The sequence below is a fragment of the Microbacterium sp. No. 7 genome, from assembly GCF_001314225.1.
GTDB lineage: Bacteria > Actinomycetota > Actinomycetes > Actinomycetales > Microbacteriaceae > Microbacterium.
Genome location: NZ_CP012697.1, coordinates 399,951 through 420,310 on the forward strand (window position 1 = coordinate 399,951; position 20,360 = coordinate 420,310).

Sequence of the window (20,360 nt, forward strand, 5' to 3'; positions counted from 1 at the left end):
GCCCTGTCCGCTTCGAAACGTTTCGTTAGACTCGGCGCATGACCGACATCCGCGCCGGGGCGCTCCTGCTCGACATGGACGGCACGCTCGTCGACTCGCACGCGGTCGTGGAGCGCCTGTGGACCGAGTGGTCGCACGCGCACGGCGTCGATCCCGCGCGCACGCTCGCGATCGTGCACGGGCGGCAGGGGCAGGACAGCATGGCGCTGCTGCTCCCCGATCGGCCGCACGCGCTCAACCTCGCCGAGAACCGCGCGATGCTGCAGCAGGAGACGGAGCAGCTCGAGGGCGTCGTCGCGCTGCCGGGCGCCGCGGCGCTCCTCGCCGCGCTCGAGGGGCTGCCGCACGCGCTCGTCACGTCGGCGACGCGTCCGCTCGCGATGGCGCGCATGGGCGTGGCGGGCGTGCCGATGCCGCCGCTCGCCGTCACGGCCGAGGACGTCTCCGCGAGCAAGCCGCATCCCGAGGGGTTCCTGCGCGCCGCCGCGCTGCTCGGCGTCGAGCCGGCCGCGTGCGTCGTGATGGAGGACTCCGAGAACGGCATCGCCGCGGGGCTCGCCGCGGGCATGCGCGTGATCGGCGTGGGGCCCCAGGCCGGGGCGGCGACGTGGGTCGTCGGCGCGCCGGCGGCGGTGCGCGTGGCGGCGGGCGACGGCTCCGGCATCCGCATCACGCTCGACGCCGTGTCGAGGGCGTGACCGGCGCGCTCGCGAGACGGCCCCTCACGCCTCCGCGCCGCGCCCGCTCCGGCGCGAGAACAGCACGAAGCCGATCGCCACGACGAAGAAGGCGGTGGCCGCGAGGAACGGGATCAGGTAGGCGTCGAAACCGCTCATGACCGAGACGCCCATGAGCACGGGCGTCAGGGCACTGCCGACCGAGAAGCCGATGTAGCGCAGCAGCATGTTGAACGACAGCGCGCTCGAGGCCGACTCCTGCGGCACCTGCTGCACGATGAGCTGGGGAGCGACGGCGAACGTGCACCCGCTGCCGATGCCGGACAGCAGCACGCTGAGCAGCACGACCCCGAGCACATCGTGCAGGAAGGCCAGGACGAGGGTCGCCAGCGCGTAGCCCGACAGGCCGATCACCAGCAGCGCCGACAGCGACACCCGGCGGCGCAGGCGGTTCCCCAGCCGCGCCCCGACGAGCGCGCCGAGCGCGTACGGAATGTGCAGGAAGCCCGCGAACACGAGCGGGACGCCGAGGGAGCTCTCGTCCTGGCCGGCGAGCATGACGAGCGGCAGGAGCAGGTAGGTGCCCATGCTCGCCAGCACCATGACCACGTGCGCGAGAGCGACCTTCGGCGACGCGGCGAGGCGCAGATCGATCAGCGGGTTGGACACGCGCAGCGTGCGCATCACCCAGTAGGCGATCAGCAGGGTCGACGCCGCGGCCACCGCGAGGCTCGTCACGGCGCTCCAGACGCGCACCTGGCTGATCAGCACGAGCAGCGCCCCGCTGCCGAGCACGAGGACGCCGGCGCCCCGCCAGTCGATCGGGATCCGCGTGCCGGCGGCGTCGGCCGGGATCGCGTACCAGACGAGCAGGAGCGTGATCGCGGAGAGGACGAAACCCACCCAGTAGGCGCCCGAGATCCCCGAGAGGCCGGCGACGGCGGAGGTCACGGGAAAGGCCAGTCCCGCCGCCACGGTCGCGGCGATGGACAGGTTCGCGATGAGCGGGAGCGATGCGACGGGCCCCAGGGCGCCGCGGGCGAGGGCGAGGACGACGGGCGCGAGCGCGATGCCGAGCCCCTGCAGGGCGCGTCCCGCGAGCATCGCGGCGAACCCGAGCGGCAATGCGCTCAGGGCCAGCCCGGCGGTGACGAGCGCGAGGCAGACGAGCAGGACGGCGCGCTGTCGTCCCGGGCCGCCGAGCCGCCCGATGAGCGGGCTCGCGACCGCGCCGACGAGCATCGGGATGGTGACCACCCACTGCGCCTGGTCCATGGACACGAGGAAGTGCCGGGACATCTGCGGCACCAGCGGCGTGCCGAATCCGGCCACGAGCGCCGTGATGACCATGACCATCACCAGGGCGGGGACGAACAGTCGTTCTCGCACGGTGATCCCCTTCGGCCTGGCGCAGCAAGAATATATCTTGCATATACACCGCCTGTCGCGCGGTCACGGGGATGTCGTGCTCAGCGTCGTCGGCGGCCCCAGCCCGACCCGGCCGCGCCCAGCGCCACACCGATCGCGATGCCGATGCCCATGCCGAGGGCCACGTTGTCCATCGCCAGCCCGAGCGCGGCGCCCACGCCGGCGCCGATCGCGATGCCCGCGCCGATCGTCAGGCCCGGGCCGCCCGGCGAGTCCTCGTCGGGATCCCTGTCGCTCATGTCACACCTCCGGTGCCTCTCCTTCGAGGCTAGGAAGGCCCGAGCCGCCCGGCATCCCCCGCGCGGCGGAGATCGCTCCCACGTATCGTGGAGCGCGTGATCACCCTCGCGACGATCGGCACCAGCACCATCACCGAGCGGTTCGCGGATGCCGTGGCGCAGACCCCCGGCATCCGCGTCGACGCCGCGTACTCGCGCGACGTCGCCCGCGCCCGCGCGTTCGCCGACCGCATCGGCGCGCCCGGGGCCTCCGACGACCTCGACGGCCTGCTGGCGACCGTGGACGCCGTCTACGTCGGCAGCCCGAACGGCCTGCACGCCGAGCAGGCCCGTGCCGCGATCCGCGCCGGCGTGCACGTGTTCGTCGAGAAGCCCGCGGCGCCCACGGCCTCGGAGTGGGACGGCCTCGTCGCCGAGGCGCGCGAGCACGACGTCGTGCTGTTCGAGGGCATGCGCAACGTCTACGATCCCGGGCTCGCGGCCCTGCGCGACCTGCTGCCCGAGGTCGGCGTCGTGCGACGCGTCTCGTTCGCCTACTGCCAGCGCTCCGCGCGCTACGACCTCGTGCTCGCGGGGGAGACGCCGAACATCTTCGACCCCGCGCTCGCGGGCGGGGCGCTGCTCGACCTCGGCGTGTACCCGCTGAGCGCGGCCGTCGCGCTGTTCGGCGAGCCGCACACCGTGACGGGGCTGCAGGTGCCGATCGCGACGGGCGTCGACGGCGCGGGCTCGGCGCTGCTCGGCTAGGACGGCTTCGTCGCCGAGATCGCCTACTCGAAGATCACGGCGTCGGCGCGGCCGAGCGAGATCCAGGGCGAGCTCGGCACGATCTCGATCGACCACATCGCGCAGCCGCGCCGCTTCGTGCTCACCCGCCTCGACGGCACGGTCGCCGAGACCGTCGTCGACGGCATCCCGAACAACATGGCCTACGAGGCGGCGCGCTTCGTCGAGCTCGTGCACGGCGCCGACGAGACCCCCGACCAGCAGCGCACCGCCGCCGTCCTCCGCATCGCCGACCGCCTCCGCCCCTGACTTCTTTGGGGTTGCCTCCTTGGAGGCCCTGGGAGTTTGCCTCCTTGGGGGTTTGCCCCTCGAGGTTTGCCCCTCTGGGGTTCGCTCCCTCGGGGTTCGCTCCCTTCGGGGTTCACTCCCTTTGGATCTCAACCGCGCCAAAGTGCGGGTGCAGCCCCGCCCAACGCGCACTTTGCCGCGGTCGAAGCAACGGCCTCCTCGCTCGACCGTGGACCTCGTTGCTTCGACCGCGGCAGAATGCGGGTGCGAGGCGGGGCGACCCGCGCTTTGCCGCGGTTGACAGCGGGCCATGAGGGGGCAGGGGGGAGGGCGCGGGGTGTGCGAGGATCGGGGCGTGGCAGGTGGCACGGCGGCGACGCACGAGACGCTGGTGCTGCTGCGGCGGGCGCGCGACCGGATCGACCGCGAGTACGCGCGGCCGCTCGACGTGGCATCCCTCGCCCGCGGCGTGCACATGTCGGCGGGCCACTTCAGCCGGCAGTTCCGCCGCGCCTACGGCGAGACGCCCTACCAGTACCTCATGACGCGCCGCATCGAGCGCGCCATGACCCTGCTGCGCCGCGGCGACCTCAGCGTCACCGAGGTGTGCTTCGCGGTCGGATGCCAGTCGCTCGGCACGTTCAGCACGCGCTTCGCCGAGCTCGTCGGCGTGCCGCCCAGCGTCTACCGCGAGCAGGGCGCGCCGTTCCGGCCCGGGATGCTGCCGTGCATCGCCAAGCAGATCACGCGACCGATCAGGAATCGAGAAGCGCGTCCCCCGGCCGATCCGTAGCGTGGATGCCATGAACCCCACCATCCACTCCAGCTTCCTGCCCCAGACCGATCCCGACGCATCGCTCGCGTTCTACCGCGACGTGCTCGGCTTCGAGGTGCGCCTCGACGTCGGCTACGAGAACATGCGCTGGATCACCGTCGGCCCGCCGAGCCAGCCCGACACCGCGATCGTGCTGCACCCCGCGGGCCTCGGCGACGGCCTCTCCGACGAGGAGTCGGCGATGCTCGCCGAGCTCGTCGCGAAGGGCGGCTACTTCGGCGTGAACCTCGCGACCGACGACCTCGACGCGCTGTTCGCCCAGCTCGAGGCGCGCGGCGCCGACATCGTGCAGGAGCCGATCGAGCAGGACTACGGCATCCGCGACGCCGCCGTGCGCGATCCCGCCGGCAACCTCATCCGCATCCAGGAGAACAAGCGATGACCGACACGAAGAGCGGCTTCAGCGACGAGGAGCGCGCCGCGATGAAGCAGCGCGCCGAAGAACTGCGCGCGATGAAGGGCGTCAAGGGCGCCGCGAAGAAGGTCAAGGAGCTCGAGGCGTGCCTCGAGGCGATCGAGGGGCTGCAGGGCACCGATCGCGCCGTCGCCGAGCGCCTGCACGTGATCGTCGCCGAGGAGGCCCCCGACCTCGACGCGAAGACCTGGTACGGCTTCCCCACCTACCACCGCGACGGCAAGAACCTCGTGTTCTACCAGCCGGCGTCGAAGTTCGACACGCGCTACGGCACCGTCAACTTCGACGAGCACGCGCCGCTCGATGACGGCCCCATGTGGCCCGTCTCGTTCGCCGTGGTCGAGCTGACGGATGCCGTGGAGCAGCGCCTCCGCGACCTTGTCCGCCGCGCCGCGTCCTAGGTTCTTCTCCCGAGGGTGCCAGTACTTCTCGCGAGGGTGCCAGTGCTTCTCGCGGGGGTGCCAGTTGTTGCCGCGAGGGTGCTAGTTGTTCTCGCGAGGGTGCTTTCGAAAGCACCCTCGCAGAGATAGCTGGCACCCTCGGGAACACAGCTGGCACTCTCGCGGACATAGTTGGCACCCTCGGGAACATAGCTGGCACCCTCGCGGACACAACTGGCACCCTCAGGGGACGACCAGCACCCTCGGGGGGACGACCAGCACCCTCGGGGCCGGCGGTCACTCCGTCAGGAAGCTCCGCGGCACGGCGATGATGCGGTCGTCGTCCTCGGCCGGCTCGCCGCGGCCGTCGGTGTTGTTCGTGACGACCCACACCGTGCCGTCGGGGGCCTCGGCGACGTCGCGGATGCGGCCGAGCTCGCCCGCGAAGAGCTCCCGCTCGGCGTCCGGGTCGTCCACGGGGACGATGCGCAGCACCTCGCCGCGCAGGTTCGCGATCACGACCTGGTCGTCGACGATCGCGATGCCGCTGGGGCTCGCGGCGTCCGTCGGCCACTGCAGCACGGGGTCGACGAACCCGATCGCGGCGCCGCCGCGTCCCTCGGCCTCGGGCCACCCGTAGTTGCCGCCCGGGACGATCTCGTTCAGCTCGTCCCACGTGTCCTGGCCGAACTCGCTCGCGAACAGGCGCCCGTCGTCGGTCCACGCGAGGCCCTGCACGTTGCGATGCCCCAGGCTGTAGACGGGTGAGCCGTCGACCGGATTGTCGTCGGGCACCGTGCCGTCGGGGTTGAGTCGCAGGATCTTGCCGTGCGGGGCGATCGGGTCCTGCGCGGCCTCGGGCACACCGGCATCCCCGACCGGCACGTACAGCTTGCCGTCGGGCCCGAAGGCGATGCGCCCGCCGTTGTGGAAGCCCGCCGCGGGCAGGGCGTCGATGATCGGCTCGGGCTCGCCGAGCGTGCGGGCGCCGGGCGGGCCGGTGAGCTCGTAGCGCTCGACGCGGTTGCCCGCGGGGCCCGTCGAGTATACGTACAGCCCCGACGCCCCGTCGAAGGCGAGGCCCAGCAGGCCGCCCTCGCCGCCGTGCGAGACGTCGTCGATCACGGCGACCTCGGTGATCACGCCGTCGGGCGACACCTCGACGATGCGGCCCGAGTCGCGCTCCGACACGAGCACCGCGTCGCCCACCGGCGTGAGCGACCACGGCGCCGCCAGATGCGTCGCCACGACGACGGGCGCCGTCGGCTCGGGACTCACCACGGGCGCGCTCGTCGGCGTCGGGGTGGGAGTGGGGGTGGGGGTCGCGGATGCCGGGGGCTCCGGCGCGGGCGTGGGCGCCGTGCATCCCGTCAGCAGCACCGCGGCAAGAGCGGGCGCGAGAAACACGCCGACTCGGGGGCGTCGTCGTCCGTCCATCCCCTTCACGGTACCCGGCCCACGGCCCACCTCGCAGGCTCCGACCATCAGTCCGGCTTAGACTGGAGAGGTTCGCCGTCCGCTTCGTCGATGAGTTCCGCCGTGCCCGCAGCCCCTTCCGCCGCCTTCGAGGTGCGCCACGTTCAGCTTGCGCGCGCGGCGTTCGCGGCCATCGCGGCGATCATGATCACCTTCTCCGCCGATCATTCCGCCCAGGTCGGGCTCGCGGTCTTCAGCGGATGGGCGATCGCGACGGCGCTCGTGCACTTCGTCTCGGCGTGGCTCGTGCACCCGCGGGGGCGCCGTGCGCTGCCGATCCTGCTGGGCGTGCTCACGGTCGCGGCAGGAATGATCGCCGGCATCCCGCCCCTGCGCACGACCGTGATGTTCTTCGTGCTCGTGATCGTGTGGGCCTTCGCGACGGGGGCGATCGAGCTCGGCGCGGGCATCGCCGCCCGGCGCCGCGCCGTGGCCGCCGGCGAGCGCGGATCGACGGCCGACGCGCAGGCGCGCGACGGCGTGCTCATCGGCGCGTTCGGGCTCGCGCTGGGGGCCGGGCTGCTGCTGGTCAACCCCGCCTACAGCCTCGACTACTTCATCGACGACGCGAACCAGTGGTTCACGCTGTCGGGCATCACCATCGGCGTCGGCGTCTTCGGCGCGTATGCGGCGTTCGTCGCCGTCTTCCTCGGGATCGCGGCGTTCTCGCCGCGCCCGCCTGCGGTCACCCCCACCCCCACCGTCACTGAGGCGCCCGCCGATTCGCACACCGCGCAGCCGGGAGGCACCGCATGAGCAATGACAAGCCGTCGCGCCGCGACCTGATGAAGCCCGTGCAGCTGCTCGGTCTCGCGTTCGCCGCTGCGCTGTTCTCCGGCGTCATCGCGCTGTTCTCGATGGGCTTCTTCCAGTCCATCAGCGCCGACCAGCGCGCGCACGTGCTGGTCGTCTCGGGTGTGATCGCCGGCATCGCGTTCATCGCCACGCTCGTCACGATCGCCCTGCTGATCCTCGCCGTCGACCCGAACCAGATCGCCAAGCAGATCGACCGCCCCGTGCTCTACGACAAGGAGCCCGAGAGCGACGACAAGCCGGAGGCCTGAGCCCCCGGCATCCCCTCGTCGTGGCCGCCCACCGGCGCCCGCCATCCGCTCGGCGCGCGCGATCGTGGGCAGACGATGTCGCCTCCATGAGCGGATGCCGCCCACGGGCGCCCACGATCCGGCCGTGCCGGCGGCACGAACCGCACCCCTATGCGCCCGGGGCGGTGAGCACCCGCTCGAGCCAGGCGTCGCGCGTCGCCTTCGAGGTCGCGGAGATCCGCGCGTTCGGGGCGAGGCGCTCGAAGGCGTGGAACCCGCCGGGCCAGATGTGCAGCTCGGCCTCGCCGCCCGACGCCCAGATGCGCGAGGCGAAGGCGACGCTCTCGTCGCGCAGCGAGTCGGCGCTGCCGCAGTCGATGTAGGCCGGCGGCAGGCCGCTGAGGTCGTCGGCCCGGGCCGGCGCGGCGTAGACCGACACGTCGTCGGTCTCGACCCGGTCGCCGAGCAGCGCCGCCCAGCCGGTGACGTTGCTGACGCGGTCCCACACGCCGACGCCGTCGATCTGCCGCTTCGACACCGTGTCGTCGCGGTCGTCGAGCATGGGATACCGCAGGATCTGCGCGACGGCGCGCGGGCCGCCGCGGTCGCGCGCCAGCAGTGCGAGACCCGCCGCGAGGCCTCCGCCCGCGCTCGCGCCGATCAGCACGAGACGGTCGATGCCGAGCTCCTCGGCGTTGCCGGCGGTCCAGACGAGCCCCGCGTAGCCGTCCTCGACGGGCGTCGGGTCGGGGTGCTCAGGCGCGAGCCGGTACTCGACCGTCACGACCACGCCGTTGTACCGGTGCAGCCAGTCGAACACGTCGGTCACGCCGTTGAAGCGGTCGTAGATGATCATGCCGCCGCCGTGCGTGTGGTAGAAGCCCGGCCCCGTGCCCGTGCGTCCCACGGGCTGCATCACCGACAGCACGATCTCGGCGCCGTCGTAGCTCGCGATCGTCACGTCGCGCGACTCGATGCCGGCTGCGGCGAGCACCTCGGCCGTGAGCGGCGCGATGGGCGTCGCGCGCAGCGCCGGGATCATGTCGGCGGTGACGGATGCCGGGATCATCGCGTGGATGGCGGGGAGCACCGGCTCCATCTCGCGGTCGAACGGGGGCCGGGGGGTCTCGGTCATGGTCTCTCGCGCCTTTCGAGGTGCGCACGACCGCATCGTCGCGGCCGCGCGGGGTGCATTGATGCTAATCAATGCACCCGAATCGCGGCAAGCGCGACCCGTCCACTACGCGAGCTCGTCGACGAGGCGGTCGGCGAGCCCCGCGTAGGTTGCGGGGGTCAGGTCGAGCAGGCGCTGCTTCGCGTCGTCGCCGATGTCGAGCCCGCGCACGAACTCGGCGAGCTCGGCCACGCCGACGCGCCGGCCGCGCGTGAGGTCCTTGAGCACGGCGTACGGGTCCTCGATCGACGAGCGCCCCGCGACGATCTCGGCGCGGATGACGGTCTGGATCGCCTCGGCGAGCACCTCCCAGTTCGCGTCGAGGTCGGCCAGCAGCACGTCGCGCGACAGGGAGATCTCGGTCAGGCCGCGCTGCAGGTTGTCGAGCGCGAGCAGCGAGTGCCCGAACGCGACGCCGATGTTGCGCTGCGTCGTGGAGTCGGTGAGGTCGCGCTGCATGCGCGTCGTCACGAGCGTCTGCGACAGGGTCTGGAACAGGCCGCCGGAGATCTCCAGGTTGGCCTCGGCGTTCTCGAACCGGATCGGGTTGATCTTGTGCGGCATCGTCGACGAGCCGGTCGCCCCCGCGACGGGGATCTGCGCGAAGAAGCCCATCGAGATGTACGTCCAGACGTCGGTCGCGAGGTTGTGCAGGATGCCGCCGGCGTGGCGCGCGCGATCGTACAGCTCCACCTGCCAGTCGTGCGACTCGATCTGCGTCGTGTACACGTTGAAGTCGAGCCCGAGGCCCTCGACGAACCCGCGCGACAGCTCGAGCCAGTCGACGTCGGGAGCGGCCGCCAGGTGCGCCGACCACGTGCCGGTGGCGCCCGAGAACTTGGCGAGGTACTCGCCGGTCTCCAGCTGCGCGATGACGCGGTCGAGGCGCCAGGCGAAGACGCCCAGCTCCTTGCCCATCGTCGAGGGCGTCGCGGGCTGGCCGTGCGTGCGGGAGAGCATCGCGGCGTCGCGGTGCTCCACGGCGAGCTGCTTCAGGGCGCCGGTCACGGCGCGCAGCTTCGGCAGCCACACCTCTTCGACGGCGCGCTTGACGGTGAGCGCGTACGACGTCGAGTTGATGTCCTCGCTCGTGCACGCGAAGTGGGTCAGCTCGGCCACGGCGTCCAGGCCGAGGGATGCCAGCCGGTCGCGCACGAGGTATTCGACGGCCTTCACGTCGTGACGCGTCACGGCCTCGCGCTCGGCGAGCCAGTCGATCTCGGCCTGGCCGAAGTCGCGGTAGAGCGCGCGCAGCCGCTCCTTCTGCTCATCGGTCAGCGGCGCCGAGCCGAACAGCGACCGGTCGGTGAGCGCGATGAGCCATTCGACCTCGACCTCCACGCGGGCGCGGTTGAGGCCCGCCTCCGAGAGGTAGTCGGCGAGGCCGGCGACGGCGGCGCGATAGCGGCCGTCGAGAGGGCTCAGGGGCTGGGGCGGGAGAGAGGTCACGAGGCTCCGATCGACGTGCGGCGGGCGCCCGGGACCCCGCGGAACACGGCGGGGGAACGGCCGGAGGGAGCGCCCGGCCCGCTCCCTCGATCATACCGAGCGCCCGGACGTGCACGACGGCCCCCCGGGCCCGCACCGTGCGCGAGGGGGTGCGGTGTGGTCTCGGTCGAGCTGGCCGGCCCGGGAGAGGTCTCTGCTCCGCTGTCCCGCCCCGCTGCCCCACCCCGCTGGTTGAGTAGCGCGCGCAGCGCGCGTATCGAAACCCGTGTAACGGTCCGTGGGATGGGTTTCGATACGCCGCCTGCGGCGGCTACTCAACCAGCGGGGGTGGCGCGCCCCGGCCGGCGGGGCGTGGCGCGACCCCGGCCGGCGGGAGGTGGCGCGACCCCGGCCGGCGGGGGTGGCGCGACCCCGGCCAGCGGGGGTGGCGCGCCCCCGGCCGGCGGGGGTGGCGTGACCGCGGCCGGCGGGAGGTGACGCGTCCCCGGTCGGCGGGGGTGGCGTGATCGCGGCCGGCGGGAGGTGGCGTGATCGCGGCCAGCGGGGGGGGCGATGCGGTCCCGGCCGGCGGGGAGTGGCGTGGCCGCGGCCGGTGGAGGTGGGTGGTCTTGGTTGAGTTGATTGGCCCGGGAGAGGTTTCCGCTCTGCTGCCCCACCCCGCTGGTTGAGTAGCGCGCGCAGCGCGCGTATCGAAACCCGTGTGACGGTCCGTGGGAGGGGTTTCGATACGCCGCCTGCGGCGGCTACTCAACCAGCGGGGCGGAGAGAGTGCGCCCGCAGCCTCGTCCCCAGGCGGCGATCCGCCGGATCTGTCCACGGATGCCGGTCATCGGGCCCCGCGCGACGGCGCGGCGCCCCACGCTGGAGGCATGATCGACGTGCTCTCGCTGATGAACCCCGTGCTCCTGACCGTCGCGCGCCTGCAGCTGCAGGCCGCGCACGACGAGCTGACCGTCGTGCAGACGCGGATCCGCGCGATCGGCGACGAGACGGCGTGGCGCGCGCAGGCCGCCGAGGCCTACCGCGGCGCGCTCGCGACGCTGACCGCCCGCATCGACGACCTCGTGCGCACCGTCGCGATCTGCGACGCCGTGATCGACGACGAGCTGCGCCGCTCGGCGCTGCCGGCGGTCGCGCCGTGAGCGATCTGGAGATCCGCAGCGGCGGCGTGATCGCCGTCGACGTCGGCAGCCTGCGCGCCGCGGCCGCGGCGCTCGCCGGGATCGCCGCGGCGGTCGATCGTGCCGCGGAGCCGCTGCGAGGCGCCGCGCCCCTGCTGCGCGCCGCCGGCGCGGGCCACCACCGGCCCGACGAGGACGCCGAGCAGGCGAGCGCCGCCGCGGCGCGCATCGTGCACGACCTCACGGAGATGGCCGACCTGTACGAGCTCGTGGAGCGCGTCGCGGCCGACGACTTCGCGAGCAGGGCCGACAGGCTCGAGGCCGCGTCGCTCGTCGCCCGGTGGCGGAACGAGCGCGAGACCGAGTTCCTGCGGCAGACCGGCGGCGTCGCGTTGCTGTTCACGCCGATCGGCGCGATGCTCTCATCGGTCATGGCGGCCGTGCACGGCGCCGACCGCGGCCGGCTGCCTGCCGGCACGCTGCTCGCCGACGTCGACGGCGAGGTGCGCACGACGCTGCGCTCCAGCGCGCGCACGACGGCGCCCGCGACGCTGGAGCAGATCGTCGATCGCATCCCGCACGGCGACGGTGCGCCGCTGCGCATCGAGCGCTACGAGCTGCCCGGCGGCGGCGTGGAGTTCGCCGTCTACGTGCAGGGCACGCGGGCGCTCGGCGGCGGCGAGCCTTTCGACCTGGGCTCCAACCTCGACCTGTACGTCGATCGCGAGGCCGGCGCCTCGTACGTCGCGCTGCGCCAGGCGCTGCATCAGGCGGGCGCCGAGCCGGGCGCGGTGCTGCACGTGGCCGGGCACTCGCAGGGGGCGATGGACGTCGCGTTCCTCGCGCTCTCGGGCGACTACGACGTGCGCACGATCGTCACGGCCGGCAGTCCCGTCGAGGCCGACGTCGGCGGCGACACCCTCAGCGTGACCATGCGGCACACCGACGACCCCGTCGCCTACCTCGCGAACGGCGGGTTCGCGACGGGCGTCGGCGCGGCGGGCAGCTTCGTCGCCGAGCGGCGCATCGGCGGTGCGAACCCCGTGACCTCGCACCTCCTGCCGAACTACCGCGAGACCGCGTCGATGCTCGACCGGTCGGACGACCCGCGCATGGATGCCGTGCGCGACCGGCTCGCGGGGCTCGGCACCGCGGCATCCGTCACGGTCTTCACGTACGACGCCGAGCGCGTCGCGCGCGGCCGGAGCGGGGGAGGGGGGTTCTGACGGACGTCCGGCGCGGGGGTGGCGTTCCGTCGCGGGGCGCGTGCTCCGTCGCGGCGTCGCTGTTCAGTCACGGCGTCGCTGGGGCCGCAGGATCGCGCCGAAGACGCCGTTGATGATGCCGATGACGAGCGCCGCGACGACGCCGAGCCAGAAGTTCTCGACCGAGAGGCCCCAGCCCCACCACTGCGTCGACCACGCCGTCAGCCAGAGCAGGAAGCCGTTGACCAGCAGCGAGATGAGGCCGAGCGTGATGATGTAGAGCGGGAAGGCGACGATGCGGATGACCGTGCCGATCACGGTGTTGACGATCGCGAACACCGCCGCGACGGCCAGGAGCGTCAGCACGAGCTGCGTGGTCTCGCCCGGTGCGAACGGCGTGACCGTCACCTGCAGGGGGTCGATGAGGGTCACGACCCACACGGCGAAGGCGTTGATGACGATGCGGATGAGAAAGCGCATGGCTCAATCCTGCGCCCGGTCGCTGTGGGTTCGGAGGGAATCGGCGATCTCGCCGAGGTCGAGACGGCTCTGGGCGACGGCGAGCACGAGGTCGAAGGCGTCGTCGGTCGTGTAGGCGACGCGCACGCCGTTGATCCGGAGGAAGGCGAAGGTGAGGATCATCGACAGCCGCTTGTTGCCGTCGAACAGCGGGTGGTTCTGTGCGAGTGACGAGAACAGCGCCGCCGCCTTGTGCTCGACGTCGGGGTAGGCGTCTTCGCCGAACATCGATGCCGCTGGGCGCGCGAGGGCGGAGAACAGGAGGCCCTCGTCGCGCACGTGCAGACCGAGCCGGGCGACGACGGCGAGAGCCTGCTCGGGCTCGAGGTGCTCGGTCACGCGTCTTCGAGGCGACGGATCGTCTCGGCGTACTGCTCGGTGATCTCGTCGACGGCGGCGAGCACGCGCTCGGTCTTCGATTCCGTGCGCGCGAAGCGGTCGGCCGCCTCGATCAGGAGGGCGTGCTTCGACGTGCCGCGTGCGCGGGCGATCGCCTCGATACGGCGGTCGAGCTCCTCGGGGAGTCGCAGCGTCATGGCCATACCGAAACGATACCGCTACCGATCTGATACCACCGCGGTCGAGGTGCGGCATCCGTAGACTCGTGGCGTGACCGACATCCCCGTGCGCCTCCGCCCCGAGATCGCGGCCCTCCCGGCCTACAAGCAGGGCAAGCAGGCCGGCGCCGACGCGTTCAAGCTCTCCAGCAACGAGAACCCGTTCGACCCGCTGCCGAGCGTCATCGACGCGCTGCGCCGCACGACGGCGGTCAACCGCTACCCTGACGCCTCGGCCGCCCGGCTGCGCGAGCGGCTCGCCGCGCGCTTCGCCGTCTCCGCCGACGCCGTGCAGATCGGCGCGGGCTCGGTCTCGCTGCTCGTGCAGCTCGCGCAGGCGACCTCGGGCCCCGGCGACGAGATCGTCTTCTCGTGGCGCTCGTTCGAGGCCTACCCGTGGCTCGTCACCCTCGCAGGCGCGACGGCCGTGCAGGTGCCGAACCTCCCCGACGGCGGTCACGACCTCGCGGCGATGGCGGATGCCGTCACCGACCGCACGCGCATGATCATCGTGTGCTCGCCCAACAACCCCACCGGCACGATCGTGACCCAGGAGGCGTTCGACGCGTTCGTCGCGGCCGTGCCCTCCGACGTGCTCGTCGTGCTCGACGAGGCCTACGTCGAGTTCGTGACCGACCCCGAGGCCGTGCACGGCGAGCGGGTCATCACGGCGGGCCACGACAACGTGGTGGTGCTGCGCACTTTCTCGAAGGCCTACGGGCTCGCCGGGCTGCGCGTGGGCTACGGCATCGGGCATCCGCGCGTGCTCGACGCGTCGCGCTCGACCGCCATCCCGCTGTCGGTGACCGCCGCGGCCGAGGAGGCCGCGCTCACGAGCCTCGACGTCGAGGACGAGCTGCTCGCCCGCGTCGCCGTCATCGCCGAGCGCCGCGACCGGCTCGCCGCCCGGCTGCGCGAGGCCGGCTGGGACGTCCCCGTCACGCAGGCGAACTTCGTGTGGCTCCCCGCGGGCGAGCGCACCGACGACGTCGCGGCCGCGTTCGACGCCGCCGGCCTCATCGTTCGGCCGTTCTCGGGCGACGGCGTGCGCATCACGGTCGGCGAGGAGGAATCGCTCGACCGCATCGTCGCCGCCGCATCCTCCGTCGCCCCGTAGCGCGCCCGCCGCATCCCCGCGCCCACCGCCCTCGGCATCCGCATCCTCTCGAGGCGAGAGTGCATCCGGCGGCCGAACATGCAGCCGCGGCCCGCACTCTCGTCCGCCGGATGCACTCTCGTCCGCCGGATGCATTCTCGTCCGCCGGGTGCATTCTCGGCCGGCGGATGCGGTCTCGGCCGGCGGATGCGGTGTCGTGAGTTGGGCGGAACACGTCGGGCATGCGGCGAGGGGAATGGGCTGCGCGGTACCGTGGACGCCATGACATCGCCCGACGATTCCGCACTCGTGCGCGTGCTGGCGGCCGACGGAACCTATGCGCCCACGCCCGCCGCGGAACGCTACCTTCCGCTCATCGAGGCGCTGAGCGATGCGGAGCTGGAGACCTTCTATCGCGACATGGTCGTGGTGCGCGCGTTCGACCGCCAGGCCACGAACCTGCAGCGGCAGGGTCAGCTCGCGCTGTGGCCGCCGTCGCTCGGACAGGAGGCGGCGCAGGTCGGCTCGGTGCGGGCGGCCCGCGCGCAGGACCACATCTTCCCGTCCTACCGCGAGCACGTCGTGTGCACGGTGCGGGGCGTCGACCCGATCGACATCATCCGCATCATGCGCGGCGTCACGCACGGCGGCTGGAACCCGCTCGACCCCCGCAACGGCAACGTGCACCTCTACGCGATCGTGCTCGCGTCGCAGACGTTGCACGCGACCGGGCTCGGCATGGGGCTCGTGCTCGACGACCGCTGCGGCAGCGGCGACCCCGACCGCGACGAGGCGGTCATCGTCTACTACGGCGACGGCTCGTCGAGCCAGGGCGACGTGCACGAGGCGATGGTCTTCGCGGCCAGCTACCACACGCCGCAGGTCTTCTTCCTGCAGAACAACCAGTGGGCGATCTCGGTGCCGGTGAGCCGGCAGTCGCGCTCGCCGCTGCACGAGCGCGCGGCGGGCTACGGCATCCCCTCTCTGCTCGTCGACGGCAACGACGTGCTCGCCAGCTACGCGGTCTCCAAGCTCGCGCTCGACGAGGCGCGCGCCGGCGGCGGGCCGCGCGCGATCGAGGCGCGCACCTATCGCATGGGCGCCCACACCACGAGCGACGACCCCACGAAGTACCGCACCTCCGACGAGGAGCAGTCGTGGGCCCGGCGCGACCCCATCGCGCGCATGCGCGCCCACCTGGAGGGCCGCGGCGCCTCCGCCGCCTTCTTCGACGACGTGGATGCCGAGGCCGCCGCCTACGCGGACGACGTGCGCGTGCGCACGAACGAGCTCGGCGGCATCCCGGCCGCGGAGATGTTCGACCACGTCTACAGCGACCCGCATCCGGTGATCGCCGAGCAGAAGCGCTGGCTCGAGGACTACGAGGCCTCGCTCGAGGGGGGCCAGGCATGACCGACATGCAGACCATGCCGTTCGCGAAGGCGATCAACGCCGGCATGCGCGCCGCGATGCAGGCCGACGACCGCGTGCTGCTCATGGGCGAGGACATCGGCCCCCTCGGGGGCGTGTTCCGCGTGACCGAGGGGCTCCTCGCCGAGTTCGGCGATCGCCGCGTGCTCGACACCCCGCTCGCCGAGTCGGGCATCGTCGGCACCGCGATCGGGCTCACGATGGCCGGGTTCCGGCCCGTGTGCGAGATCCAGTTCGACGGCTTCGTCTTCCCCGCGTTCGACCAGATCACCGCGCAGCTCGCCAAGCTCACCAACCGGTATGCGGGCGCGGCATCCTTCCCCGTCGTCATCCGCATCCCCTACGGCGGGCACATCGGCGCGATCGAGCACCACCAGGAGAGCCCCGAGGGCTACTTCACGCACACGCCGGGGCTGCGCGTCGTGTCGCCCTCCACGCCCAACGACGGCTACTGGATGATCCAGGATGCCATCGCCTCGAACGACCCCGTCATCTTCTTCGAGCCCAAGTCGAAGTACTGGATGAAGGGCGAGGTCGACACGAACGAGCGCGCGCTGCCGCTGCACGCCTCGCGCATCGTGCGCCGGGGCACCGACGTGACCCTCGTGGGGCATGGCGCGATGGTCACGACGCTGCTGCAGGCCGCCGCGATCGCCGAGGGCGAGGGCGTCTCGTGCGAGGTCATCGACCTGCGCTCCCTCTCGCCCGTCGACTACGGGCCCCTGCTCGACTCCGTGCGCCGCACGGGCCGCATGGTGCACGCGCAGGAGGCGCCGGGCTTCAGCTCGCTGGGCTCCGAGATCGCGGCGACCGTCATGGAGAAGGCGTTCTTCGCCCTGGAGGCGCCCGTGCTGCGGGTCGCCGGCTTCGACGCGCCGTTCCCGCCCGCCGCGCTGGAGGGCATGTACCTCCCCGATCCCGACCGCGTGCTCGAGGCCGTCGACCGAGCGCTCGCCTACTGACATGCCCGCCGCACCCCCCACCGGTCCGCGAGACTGCATCGGCGCAACGAGACTGCCGGTGTGGCGTGCCGTCTCGTCGCACTCGTGCAGTCTCGCGGACAGGCGAGTGGGGTGGCGGGGCGGGGATGAGAGCATGAGCCGAGACAAGGAGCACCGATGAGCCAGACCTTCACCCTCCCCGACGTCGGCGAGGGCCTCACCGAGGCGGAGATCGTGCAGTGGCGCGTCGCGCCGGGCGACCAGGTCGCCGTCAACGACGTGCTCGTCGAGATCGAGACCGCCAAGTCGCTCGTCGAGCTGCCGTCGCCGTTCGCGGGCACCGTCGGCGAGATCCTCGTCACCGAGGGCACGACCGTCACCGTCGGCACGGCGATCATCACGATCGTCGGCGACCGGGAGGAGCCCGCTCCGCCGGCCGCCGCCGGGCCTGCGCCCGCGTCCGAGGGCGACGGCGCCGTGCTCGTGGGATACGGCACCGGGGGTGCCGCGCCGTCGCGCCGCAAGCGTGCCGCCGACGAGCATCCCGATCGCGTGAAGGCGTCGGTGGGCGTCGTCGCCAAGCCCCCGATCCGCAAGCTCGCCCGCGACCTCGGCGTCGACCTCGCGGACGTCACCCCCACGGGGCCGTCCGGCGAGGTCACGCGCGAGGACGTCGTGGGCCACGCGACCCAGGCCAGCGTGTTCCGCAACATCGCGACGCCCGCCCCGCCGGCCGAGCGCGAGCAGCGCATCCCGGTCGCGGCATCCGTCCCGCCGGTCGAGCGCGAGGAGCGCAGGGCCGAGGGCGGCTCGCGCGAGGAGACCATCCCCGTCAAGGGCGTGCGCAAGGCGACCTCGACCGCGATGGTGCGCTCGGCCTACACGGCGCCGCACGTGTCGGTGTGGGCCGACGTCGACGCGAGCCGCACGATGGAGCTCGTCAAGCGCATGAAGGCGTCGCCCGACTTCGCCGACATCAAGGTGTCGCCGCTGCTCATCATGGCGCGCGCCGTCGTGTGGGCCGTGCGCCGCACGCCGATGGTGAACGCCGCGTGGATCGACAACGAGGACGGCAGCGCCGAGATCCGCGTGCGCAACTACGTCAACCTCGGCATCGCGGCCGCGACGCCGCGCGGCCTGCTCGTGCCGAACATCAAGGATGCGCAGGACCTGTCGATGCGCGAGCTCGCGCGGGCGCTGGAGAAGCTCACGGTGACGGCGCGCGAGGGTCGCACGCAGCCCGTCGACCAGCAGAACGGCACGATCACGATCACGAACATCGGCGTGTTCGGGATGGACGCCGGGACGCCCATCATCAATCCCGGCGAGTCGGGCATCATCGCGCTCGGCGCGATCCGGCAGAAGCCGTGGGTCGTCGACGGCGAGGTGCGCCCCCGCTGGGTCACGACGGTGTCGGGGTCGTTCGACCACCGCGTGATCGACGGCGACGGCATGTCCCGCTTCGTCGCCGACGTCGCCTCCGTGCTCGAGGAACCCGCGCTGCTCCTGGACTGACGCACCTCACGCCCGCCGTCCTCGCGCACCGCGCCGGCGCTTCCCCGCGCCGAGATGGTGCCTTCTGCGCTGAGATGGTGGGTTTCTCGCCGGCACGGTGGACACCATCTCGGGGAGAAACGCACCGTCTCGGCGGGAAACGCACCGTCTCGACGGGAAACGCACCCTCTCGCCGAGAAACCCACCATGTCGGGGAGAGAAACCCATCGTCTCGCCGAGAAACCCACCGTCTCGGCGGGAGGGGCGGGGCGTAGGGTGGGTGGATGACGGGTTCGCGTGTGGTGGCGCCGGAGATCGGCGCGGGGGAGAAGCCGAAGGGGCCGGCATCCTATTTTCCGAGCATCGAGAAGACGTACGGACAGTCGGTGCAGCACTGGCTCGACCTCGTCGTCGAACGCCTCGACGCGGGTGAGGCGCACATGCAGGTGGTCGGCTGGCTGAAGCAGGAGCACGGTCTGGGCCACGGGCACGCGAACGCGATCGTCGCGTACGTGCGCGCCGAGCTCGCCTGAGTCGCAGCCCGGGTTCCGTCCTCGCGCCGAACCTGCCCCGCCGAGCGCGGAACGGCGCCCGCGGCACGGGATCCCGTGGGATCCGTTCGCCGCGGGCGCCGTCGTGCGTCGTCCGCCGTCGGGTCAGCGGCCGCCGCCGGGCATGCCCCCGCCGCCGGGCATGCCGCCTCCGCCGCCCATCGAACCGCCGGTGGGCGCGGTGGTCGTGTCGACGCGCACGGTGAGGGATGCCGTGATGCCGGCATCCGCCCCTCCCGTGACGGTCGCGATCTGCAGCGCGCCGCCGTCGTCGCCGAAGACGTTGTCGCTCTGGATCGAGCCGACGCCCGCGAGGTTCTGCGCCGATCCGTCGTAGGCGGGCAGGGTGTAGACCTCGTCGCAGATGTTCTGCGGAAAGCCGAGCTGTGACGTCGAGATCGCGTTCGTCGAGTCGGTGATGGACGCCTGGTCGGGGTAGACCTCGAAGTGGATGTGGGGCCAGCGGCCCGTGTAGCACCCGGGGAAGATCGAGGTGAAGGTGACCTGGCCGTTGTCGTCGGCGATCTGCACGCCGCGCAGGAAGGTCTCGTTCTCGACCCCCGACGAGTACATCGAGTAGCGGCCCTGCGCGTCGCAGTGCCACGCGTACACGGCCACGCCCGCGAAGGGCACGTCGCCGTTCGCCATGTCGGTGATGCGCAGCGTGAAGGTGAGCGGAACGCCCTCGGCCGTCGCGCCGCCGTCGATGCTGGAGCGGATGTCGCTGCGCACGACGCCCGACTGCTCCAGCACGTCGGGGCCGTTGGAGCCGTCGCCGGGGTAGGGGCCGGCCGTCTCGTCGGGGATCTCGCCCGCCGGCAGTGCCTCCTCGGTCGCCTCGGCGGTGGCGGATGCCGTGGGGCTCGGCGTCGCGCTCGGCGTCGTCGTGGGGGTGGCGGTCGCGGTCGCGGTGGGCGTCGCGCTCGTGGCCGCGGGCGTGCACGCCGCGAGGGCGAGGCTGCCCGCGCCGATGCCGACGAGGCTGAGGATGCCGCGCCGCGACACGAGTGTGCCGAGGTCGAACGGCAGTCCCTGGTCGACGACCTCGTCGTCGGGACGGTCGAGCAGTCGTCCCTCGTAGGCCGGTCCGGCGGGCGTGTTCTCGGGTTCGGGAATGCGGGTCATGCTCGTCTCCTGTCGTGCGATGCCTCTACGGTGCCGCGCCCGGCCAAGCTGCGCCCTCACGCAACCTATGCACCGCCTATGAACGCCCCGCCCGCGTCCGTCCCGGCCGGCGTCCGCCTCGCCCGCGTCCGTCCCGCTCGGCATCTGCCTCGCCCGCGTCCGTCCTGCCCGGCATCCGCACCCCGGCATC

Annotated in this window: 24 protein-coding genes; 15 read left to right on the top strand and 9 right to left on the bottom strand. The window is 72.5% G+C overall.

Annotated features, from left to right (window positions below):
• Positions 1–38 precede the first annotated feature (38 nt).
• Positions 39–698: an HAD-IA family hydrolase gene (locus tag AOA12_RS01735; RefSeq protein WP_054679295.1), complete on the top strand. Its 660-nt coding sequence runs from the start codon at positions 39–41 to the stop codon at positions 696–698.
• A gap of 24 nt (positions 699–722) precedes the next feature.
• Here AOA12_RS01735 and AOA12_RS01740 read toward each other — a convergent pair whose 3' ends face one another.
• Both AOA12_RS01740 and AOA12_RS01745 read right to left on the bottom strand, forming a co-directional pair.
• A complete protein-coding gene (locus AOA12_RS01740; protein ID WP_156366357.1) occupies positions 723–2,066 on the bottom strand; it encodes an MFS transporter in 1,344 nt (447 codons plus the stop codon).
• Between the two features lie 80 nt (positions 2,067–2,146).
• Entirely contained in the window at positions 2,147–2,344 is a 198-nt protein-coding gene (locus tag AOA12_RS01745) for a hypothetical protein (protein ID WP_054679300.1), read from the bottom strand.
• A 96-nt stretch (positions 2,345–2,440) separates the two neighbouring features.
• Between AOA12_RS01745 and AOA12_RS01750 the strand changes: the two genes are divergently transcribed.
• From AOA12_RS01750 to AOA12_RS01765, 5 genes are all read left to right on the top strand, one after another.
• A complete protein-coding gene (locus AOA12_RS01750) occupies positions 2,441–3,091 on the top strand; it encodes a Gfo/Idh/MocA family protein (protein WP_231637158.1) in 651 nt (216 codons plus the stop codon).
• 117 nt (positions 3,092–3,208) lie between these two features.
• Positions 3,209–3,379 carry a hypothetical protein gene (locus AOA12_RS23785; protein ID WP_231637159.1) on the top strand — a complete coding sequence of 57 codons (171 nt, stop codon included), beginning with the start codon at positions 3,209–3,211 and terminating at the stop codon, positions 3,377–3,379.
• A 334-nt stretch (positions 3,380–3,713) separates the two neighbouring features.
• On the top strand, positions 3,714–4,151 hold the full coding sequence (locus tag AOA12_RS01755; RefSeq protein WP_054679302.1) for a helix-turn-helix transcriptional regulator: 438 nt from the start codon (positions 3,714–3,716) through the stop codon (positions 4,149–4,151).
• Between the two features lie 10 nt (positions 4,152–4,161).
• On the top strand, positions 4,162–4,575 hold the full coding sequence (locus AOA12_RS01760; protein WP_054679305.1) for a VOC family protein: 414 nt from the start codon (positions 4,162–4,164) through the stop codon (positions 4,573–4,575).
• Positions 4,572–5,009 (top strand): iron chaperone, encoded by a 438-nt coding sequence (locus AOA12_RS01765; RefSeq protein ID WP_054679309.1) that lies wholly within the window; start codon positions 4,572–4,574, stop codon positions 5,007–5,009. Before AOA12_RS01760 ends, AOA12_RS01765 begins: the two co-directional genes overlap by 4 nt.
• A gap of 276 nt (positions 5,010–5,285) precedes the next feature.
• On the opposite strand, the gene AOA12_RS01770 is transcribed toward AOA12_RS01765, so the two are convergent.
• The gene (locus AOA12_RS01770; protein WP_054679312.1) at positions 5,286–6,425 is read right to left on the bottom strand and encodes a PQQ-dependent sugar dehydrogenase; all 1,140 of its coding nucleotides are present in this window, start codon (positions 6,423–6,425) and stop codon (positions 5,286–5,288) included.
• 90 nt (positions 6,426–6,515) lie between these two features.
• On the opposite strand from AOA12_RS01770, the gene AOA12_RS01775 reads away from it, so the two are divergent.
• Together AOA12_RS01775 and AOA12_RS01780 are read left to right on the top strand one after the other, a co-directional pair.
• Entirely contained in the window at positions 6,516–7,220 is a 705-nt protein-coding gene (locus AOA12_RS01775) for a hypothetical protein (RefSeq protein WP_054679315.1), read from the top strand.
• Positions 7,217–7,528, top strand: coding sequence for a hypothetical protein (locus tag AOA12_RS01780; RefSeq protein ID WP_054679317.1), 312 nt, complete (start codon positions 7,217–7,219; stop codon positions 7,526–7,528). The genes AOA12_RS01775 and AOA12_RS01780 overlap by 4 nt, the downstream gene beginning before the upstream one ends.
• A 148-nt stretch (positions 7,529–7,676) precedes the next feature.
• Here AOA12_RS01780 and AOA12_RS01785 read toward each other — a convergent pair whose 3' ends face one another.
• Together AOA12_RS01785 and purB are read right to left on the bottom strand one after the other, a co-directional pair.
• On the bottom strand, positions 7,677–8,642 hold the full coding sequence (locus AOA12_RS01785; RefSeq protein WP_054679320.1) for an alpha/beta hydrolase: 966 nt from the start codon (positions 8,640–8,642) through the stop codon (positions 7,677–7,679).
• Between the two features lie 105 nt (positions 8,643–8,747).
• Positions 8,748–10,130, bottom strand: a complete 1,383-nt coding sequence (gene purB, locus AOA12_RS01790) for an adenylosuccinate lyase (RefSeq protein ID WP_054679323.1) — start codon at positions 10,128–10,130, stop codon at positions 8,748–8,750.
• 869 nt (positions 10,131–10,999) lie between these two features.
• On the opposite strand from purB, the gene AOA12_RS01795 reads away from it, so the two are divergent.
• The gene (locus tag AOA12_RS01795) at positions 11,000–11,272 is read left to right on the top strand and encodes a hypothetical protein (protein ID WP_054679328.1); all 273 of its coding nucleotides are present in this window, start codon (positions 11,000–11,002) and stop codon (positions 11,270–11,272) included.
• The gene (locus AOA12_RS01800; RefSeq protein WP_054679331.1) at positions 11,269–12,477 is read left to right on the top strand and encodes a hypothetical protein; all 1,209 of its coding nucleotides are present in this window, start codon (positions 11,269–11,271) and stop codon (positions 12,475–12,477) included. Before AOA12_RS01795 ends, AOA12_RS01800 begins: the two co-directional genes overlap by 4 nt.
• 63 nt (positions 12,478–12,540) lie before the next feature.
• Here AOA12_RS01800 and AOA12_RS01805 read toward each other — a convergent pair whose 3' ends face one another.
• From AOA12_RS01805 to AOA12_RS01815, 3 genes are read right to left on the bottom strand one after another with little or no spacing between them, the layout of a single operon-like run.
• Positions 12,541–12,936 carry a phage holin family protein gene (locus AOA12_RS01805; protein ID WP_054679333.1) on the bottom strand — a complete coding sequence of 132 codons (396 nt, stop codon included), beginning with the start codon at positions 12,934–12,936 and terminating at the stop codon, positions 12,541–12,543.
• Between the two features lie 3 nt (positions 12,937–12,939).
• Positions 12,940–13,314, bottom strand: coding sequence for a type II toxin-antitoxin system death-on-curing family toxin (locus AOA12_RS01810; RefSeq protein WP_054679336.1), 375 nt, complete (start codon positions 13,312–13,314; stop codon positions 12,940–12,942).
• On the bottom strand, positions 13,311–13,517 hold the full coding sequence (locus AOA12_RS01815) for a ribbon-helix-helix protein, CopG family (protein ID WP_054679339.1): 207 nt from the start codon (positions 13,515–13,517) through the stop codon (positions 13,311–13,313). The genes AOA12_RS01810 and AOA12_RS01815 overlap by 4 nt, the downstream gene beginning before the upstream one ends.
• A gap of 67 nt (positions 13,518–13,584) precedes the next feature.
• Here AOA12_RS01815 and AOA12_RS01820 point away from each other — a divergent pair, with 67 nt between their 5' ends.
• The 5 genes from AOA12_RS01820 to AOA12_RS01840 all read left to right on the top strand — a co-directional run bounded on the left by AOA12_RS01820 (position 13,585) and on the right by AOA12_RS01840 (position 19,027).
• On the top strand, positions 13,585–14,649 hold the full coding sequence (locus AOA12_RS01820) for a histidinol-phosphate transaminase (RefSeq protein ID WP_054679342.1): 1,065 nt from the start codon (positions 13,585–13,587) through the stop codon (positions 14,647–14,649).
• A gap of 261 nt (positions 14,650–14,910) precedes the next feature.
• A complete protein-coding gene (locus AOA12_RS01825) occupies positions 14,911–16,041 on the top strand; it encodes a thiamine pyrophosphate-dependent dehydrogenase E1 component subunit alpha (RefSeq protein WP_054679344.1) in 1,131 nt (376 codons plus the stop codon).
• Positions 16,038–17,021: an alpha-ketoacid dehydrogenase subunit beta gene (locus AOA12_RS01830; RefSeq protein ID WP_054679347.1), complete on the top strand. Its 984-nt coding sequence runs from the start codon at positions 16,038–16,040 to the stop codon at positions 17,019–17,021. The genes AOA12_RS01825 and AOA12_RS01830 overlap by 4 nt, the downstream gene beginning before the upstream one ends.
• A 156-nt stretch (positions 17,022–17,177) precedes the next feature.
• Positions 17,178–18,515 (top strand): dihydrolipoamide acetyltransferase family protein, encoded by a 1,338-nt coding sequence (locus AOA12_RS01835; RefSeq protein WP_054679351.1) that lies wholly within the window; start codon positions 17,178–17,180, stop codon positions 18,513–18,515.
• 263 nt (positions 18,516–18,778) lie between these two features.
• Positions 18,779–19,027: a DUF4287 domain-containing protein gene (locus tag AOA12_RS01840; protein ID WP_054679353.1), complete on the top strand. Its 249-nt coding sequence runs from the start codon at positions 18,779–18,781 to the stop codon at positions 19,025–19,027.
• Positions 19,028–19,150: 123 nt separating this feature from the next.
• Here the strand turns inward: AOA12_RS01840 and AOA12_RS01845 are convergent, their stop codons facing one another.
• Positions 19,151–20,170: an intradiol ring-cleavage dioxygenase gene (locus tag AOA12_RS01845; RefSeq protein WP_054679357.1), complete on the bottom strand. Its 1,020-nt coding sequence runs from the start codon at positions 20,168–20,170 to the stop codon at positions 19,151–19,153.
• Between the last annotated feature and the right edge of the window lie 190 nt (positions 20,171–20,360).

Excerpts from the sequence above, each read along its gene's own strand:
- AOA12_RS01805 (WP_054679333.1), bottom strand. The coding sequence starts at position 12,936 with ATGCGCTTTCTCATCCGCATCGTCATCAACGCCTTCGCCGTGTGGGTC.
- AOA12_RS01825 (WP_054679344.1), top strand. The coding sequence starts at position 14,911 with ATGACATCGCCCGACGATTCCGCACTCGTGCGCGTGCTGGCGGCCGAC.
- AOA12_RS01845 (WP_054679357.1), bottom strand. The coding sequence starts at position 20,170 with ATGACCCGCATTCCCGAACCCGAGAACACGCCCGCCGGACCGGCCTAC.
- AOA12_RS01815 (WP_054679339.1), bottom strand. The coding sequence starts at position 13,517 with ATGGCCATGACGCTGCGACTCCCCGAGGAGCTCGACCGCCGTATCGAG.
- AOA12_RS01765 (WP_054679309.1), top strand. The coding sequence starts at position 4,572 with ATGACCGACACGAAGAGCGGCTTCAGCGACGAGGAGCGCGCCGCGATG.
- AOA12_RS01785 (WP_054679320.1), bottom strand. The coding sequence starts at position 8,642 with ATGACCGAGACCCCCCGGCCCCCGTTCGACCGCGAGATGGAGCCGGTG.
- AOA12_RS01830 (WP_054679347.1), top strand. The coding sequence starts at position 16,038 with ATGACCGACATGCAGACCATGCCGTTCGCGAAGGCGATCAACGCCGGC.
- AOA12_RS01795 (WP_054679328.1), top strand. The coding sequence starts at position 11,000 with ATGATCGACGTGCTCTCGCTGATGAACCCCGTGCTCCTGACCGTCGCG.
- AOA12_RS01840 (WP_054679353.1), top strand. The coding sequence starts at position 18,779 with ATGACGGGTTCGCGTGTGGTGGCGCCGGAGATCGGCGCGGGGGAGAAG.
- AOA12_RS01745 (WP_054679300.1), bottom strand. The coding sequence starts at position 2,344 with ATGAGCGACAGGGATCCCGACGAGGACTCGCCGGGCGGCCCGGGCCTG.
- AOA12_RS01735 (WP_054679295.1), top strand. The coding sequence starts at position 39 with ATGACCGACATCCGCGCCGGGGCGCTCCTGCTCGACATGGACGGCACG.
- AOA12_RS01780 (WP_054679317.1), top strand. The coding sequence starts at position 7,217 with ATGAGCAATGACAAGCCGTCGCGCCGCGACCTGATGAAGCCCGTGCAG.
- AOA12_RS01835 (WP_054679351.1), top strand. The coding sequence starts at position 17,178 with ATGAGCCAGACCTTCACCCTCCCCGACGTCGGCGAGGGCCTCACCGAG.
- AOA12_RS01760 (WP_054679305.1), top strand. The coding sequence starts at position 4,162 with ATGAACCCCACCATCCACTCCAGCTTCCTGCCCCAGACCGATCCCGAC.
- AOA12_RS01770 (WP_054679312.1), bottom strand. The coding sequence starts at position 6,425 with ATGGACGGACGACGACGCCCCCGAGTCGGCGTGTTTCTCGCGCCCGCT.
- AOA12_RS01775 (WP_054679315.1), top strand. The coding sequence starts at position 6,516 with ATGAGTTCCGCCGTGCCCGCAGCCCCTTCCGCCGCCTTCGAGGTGCGC.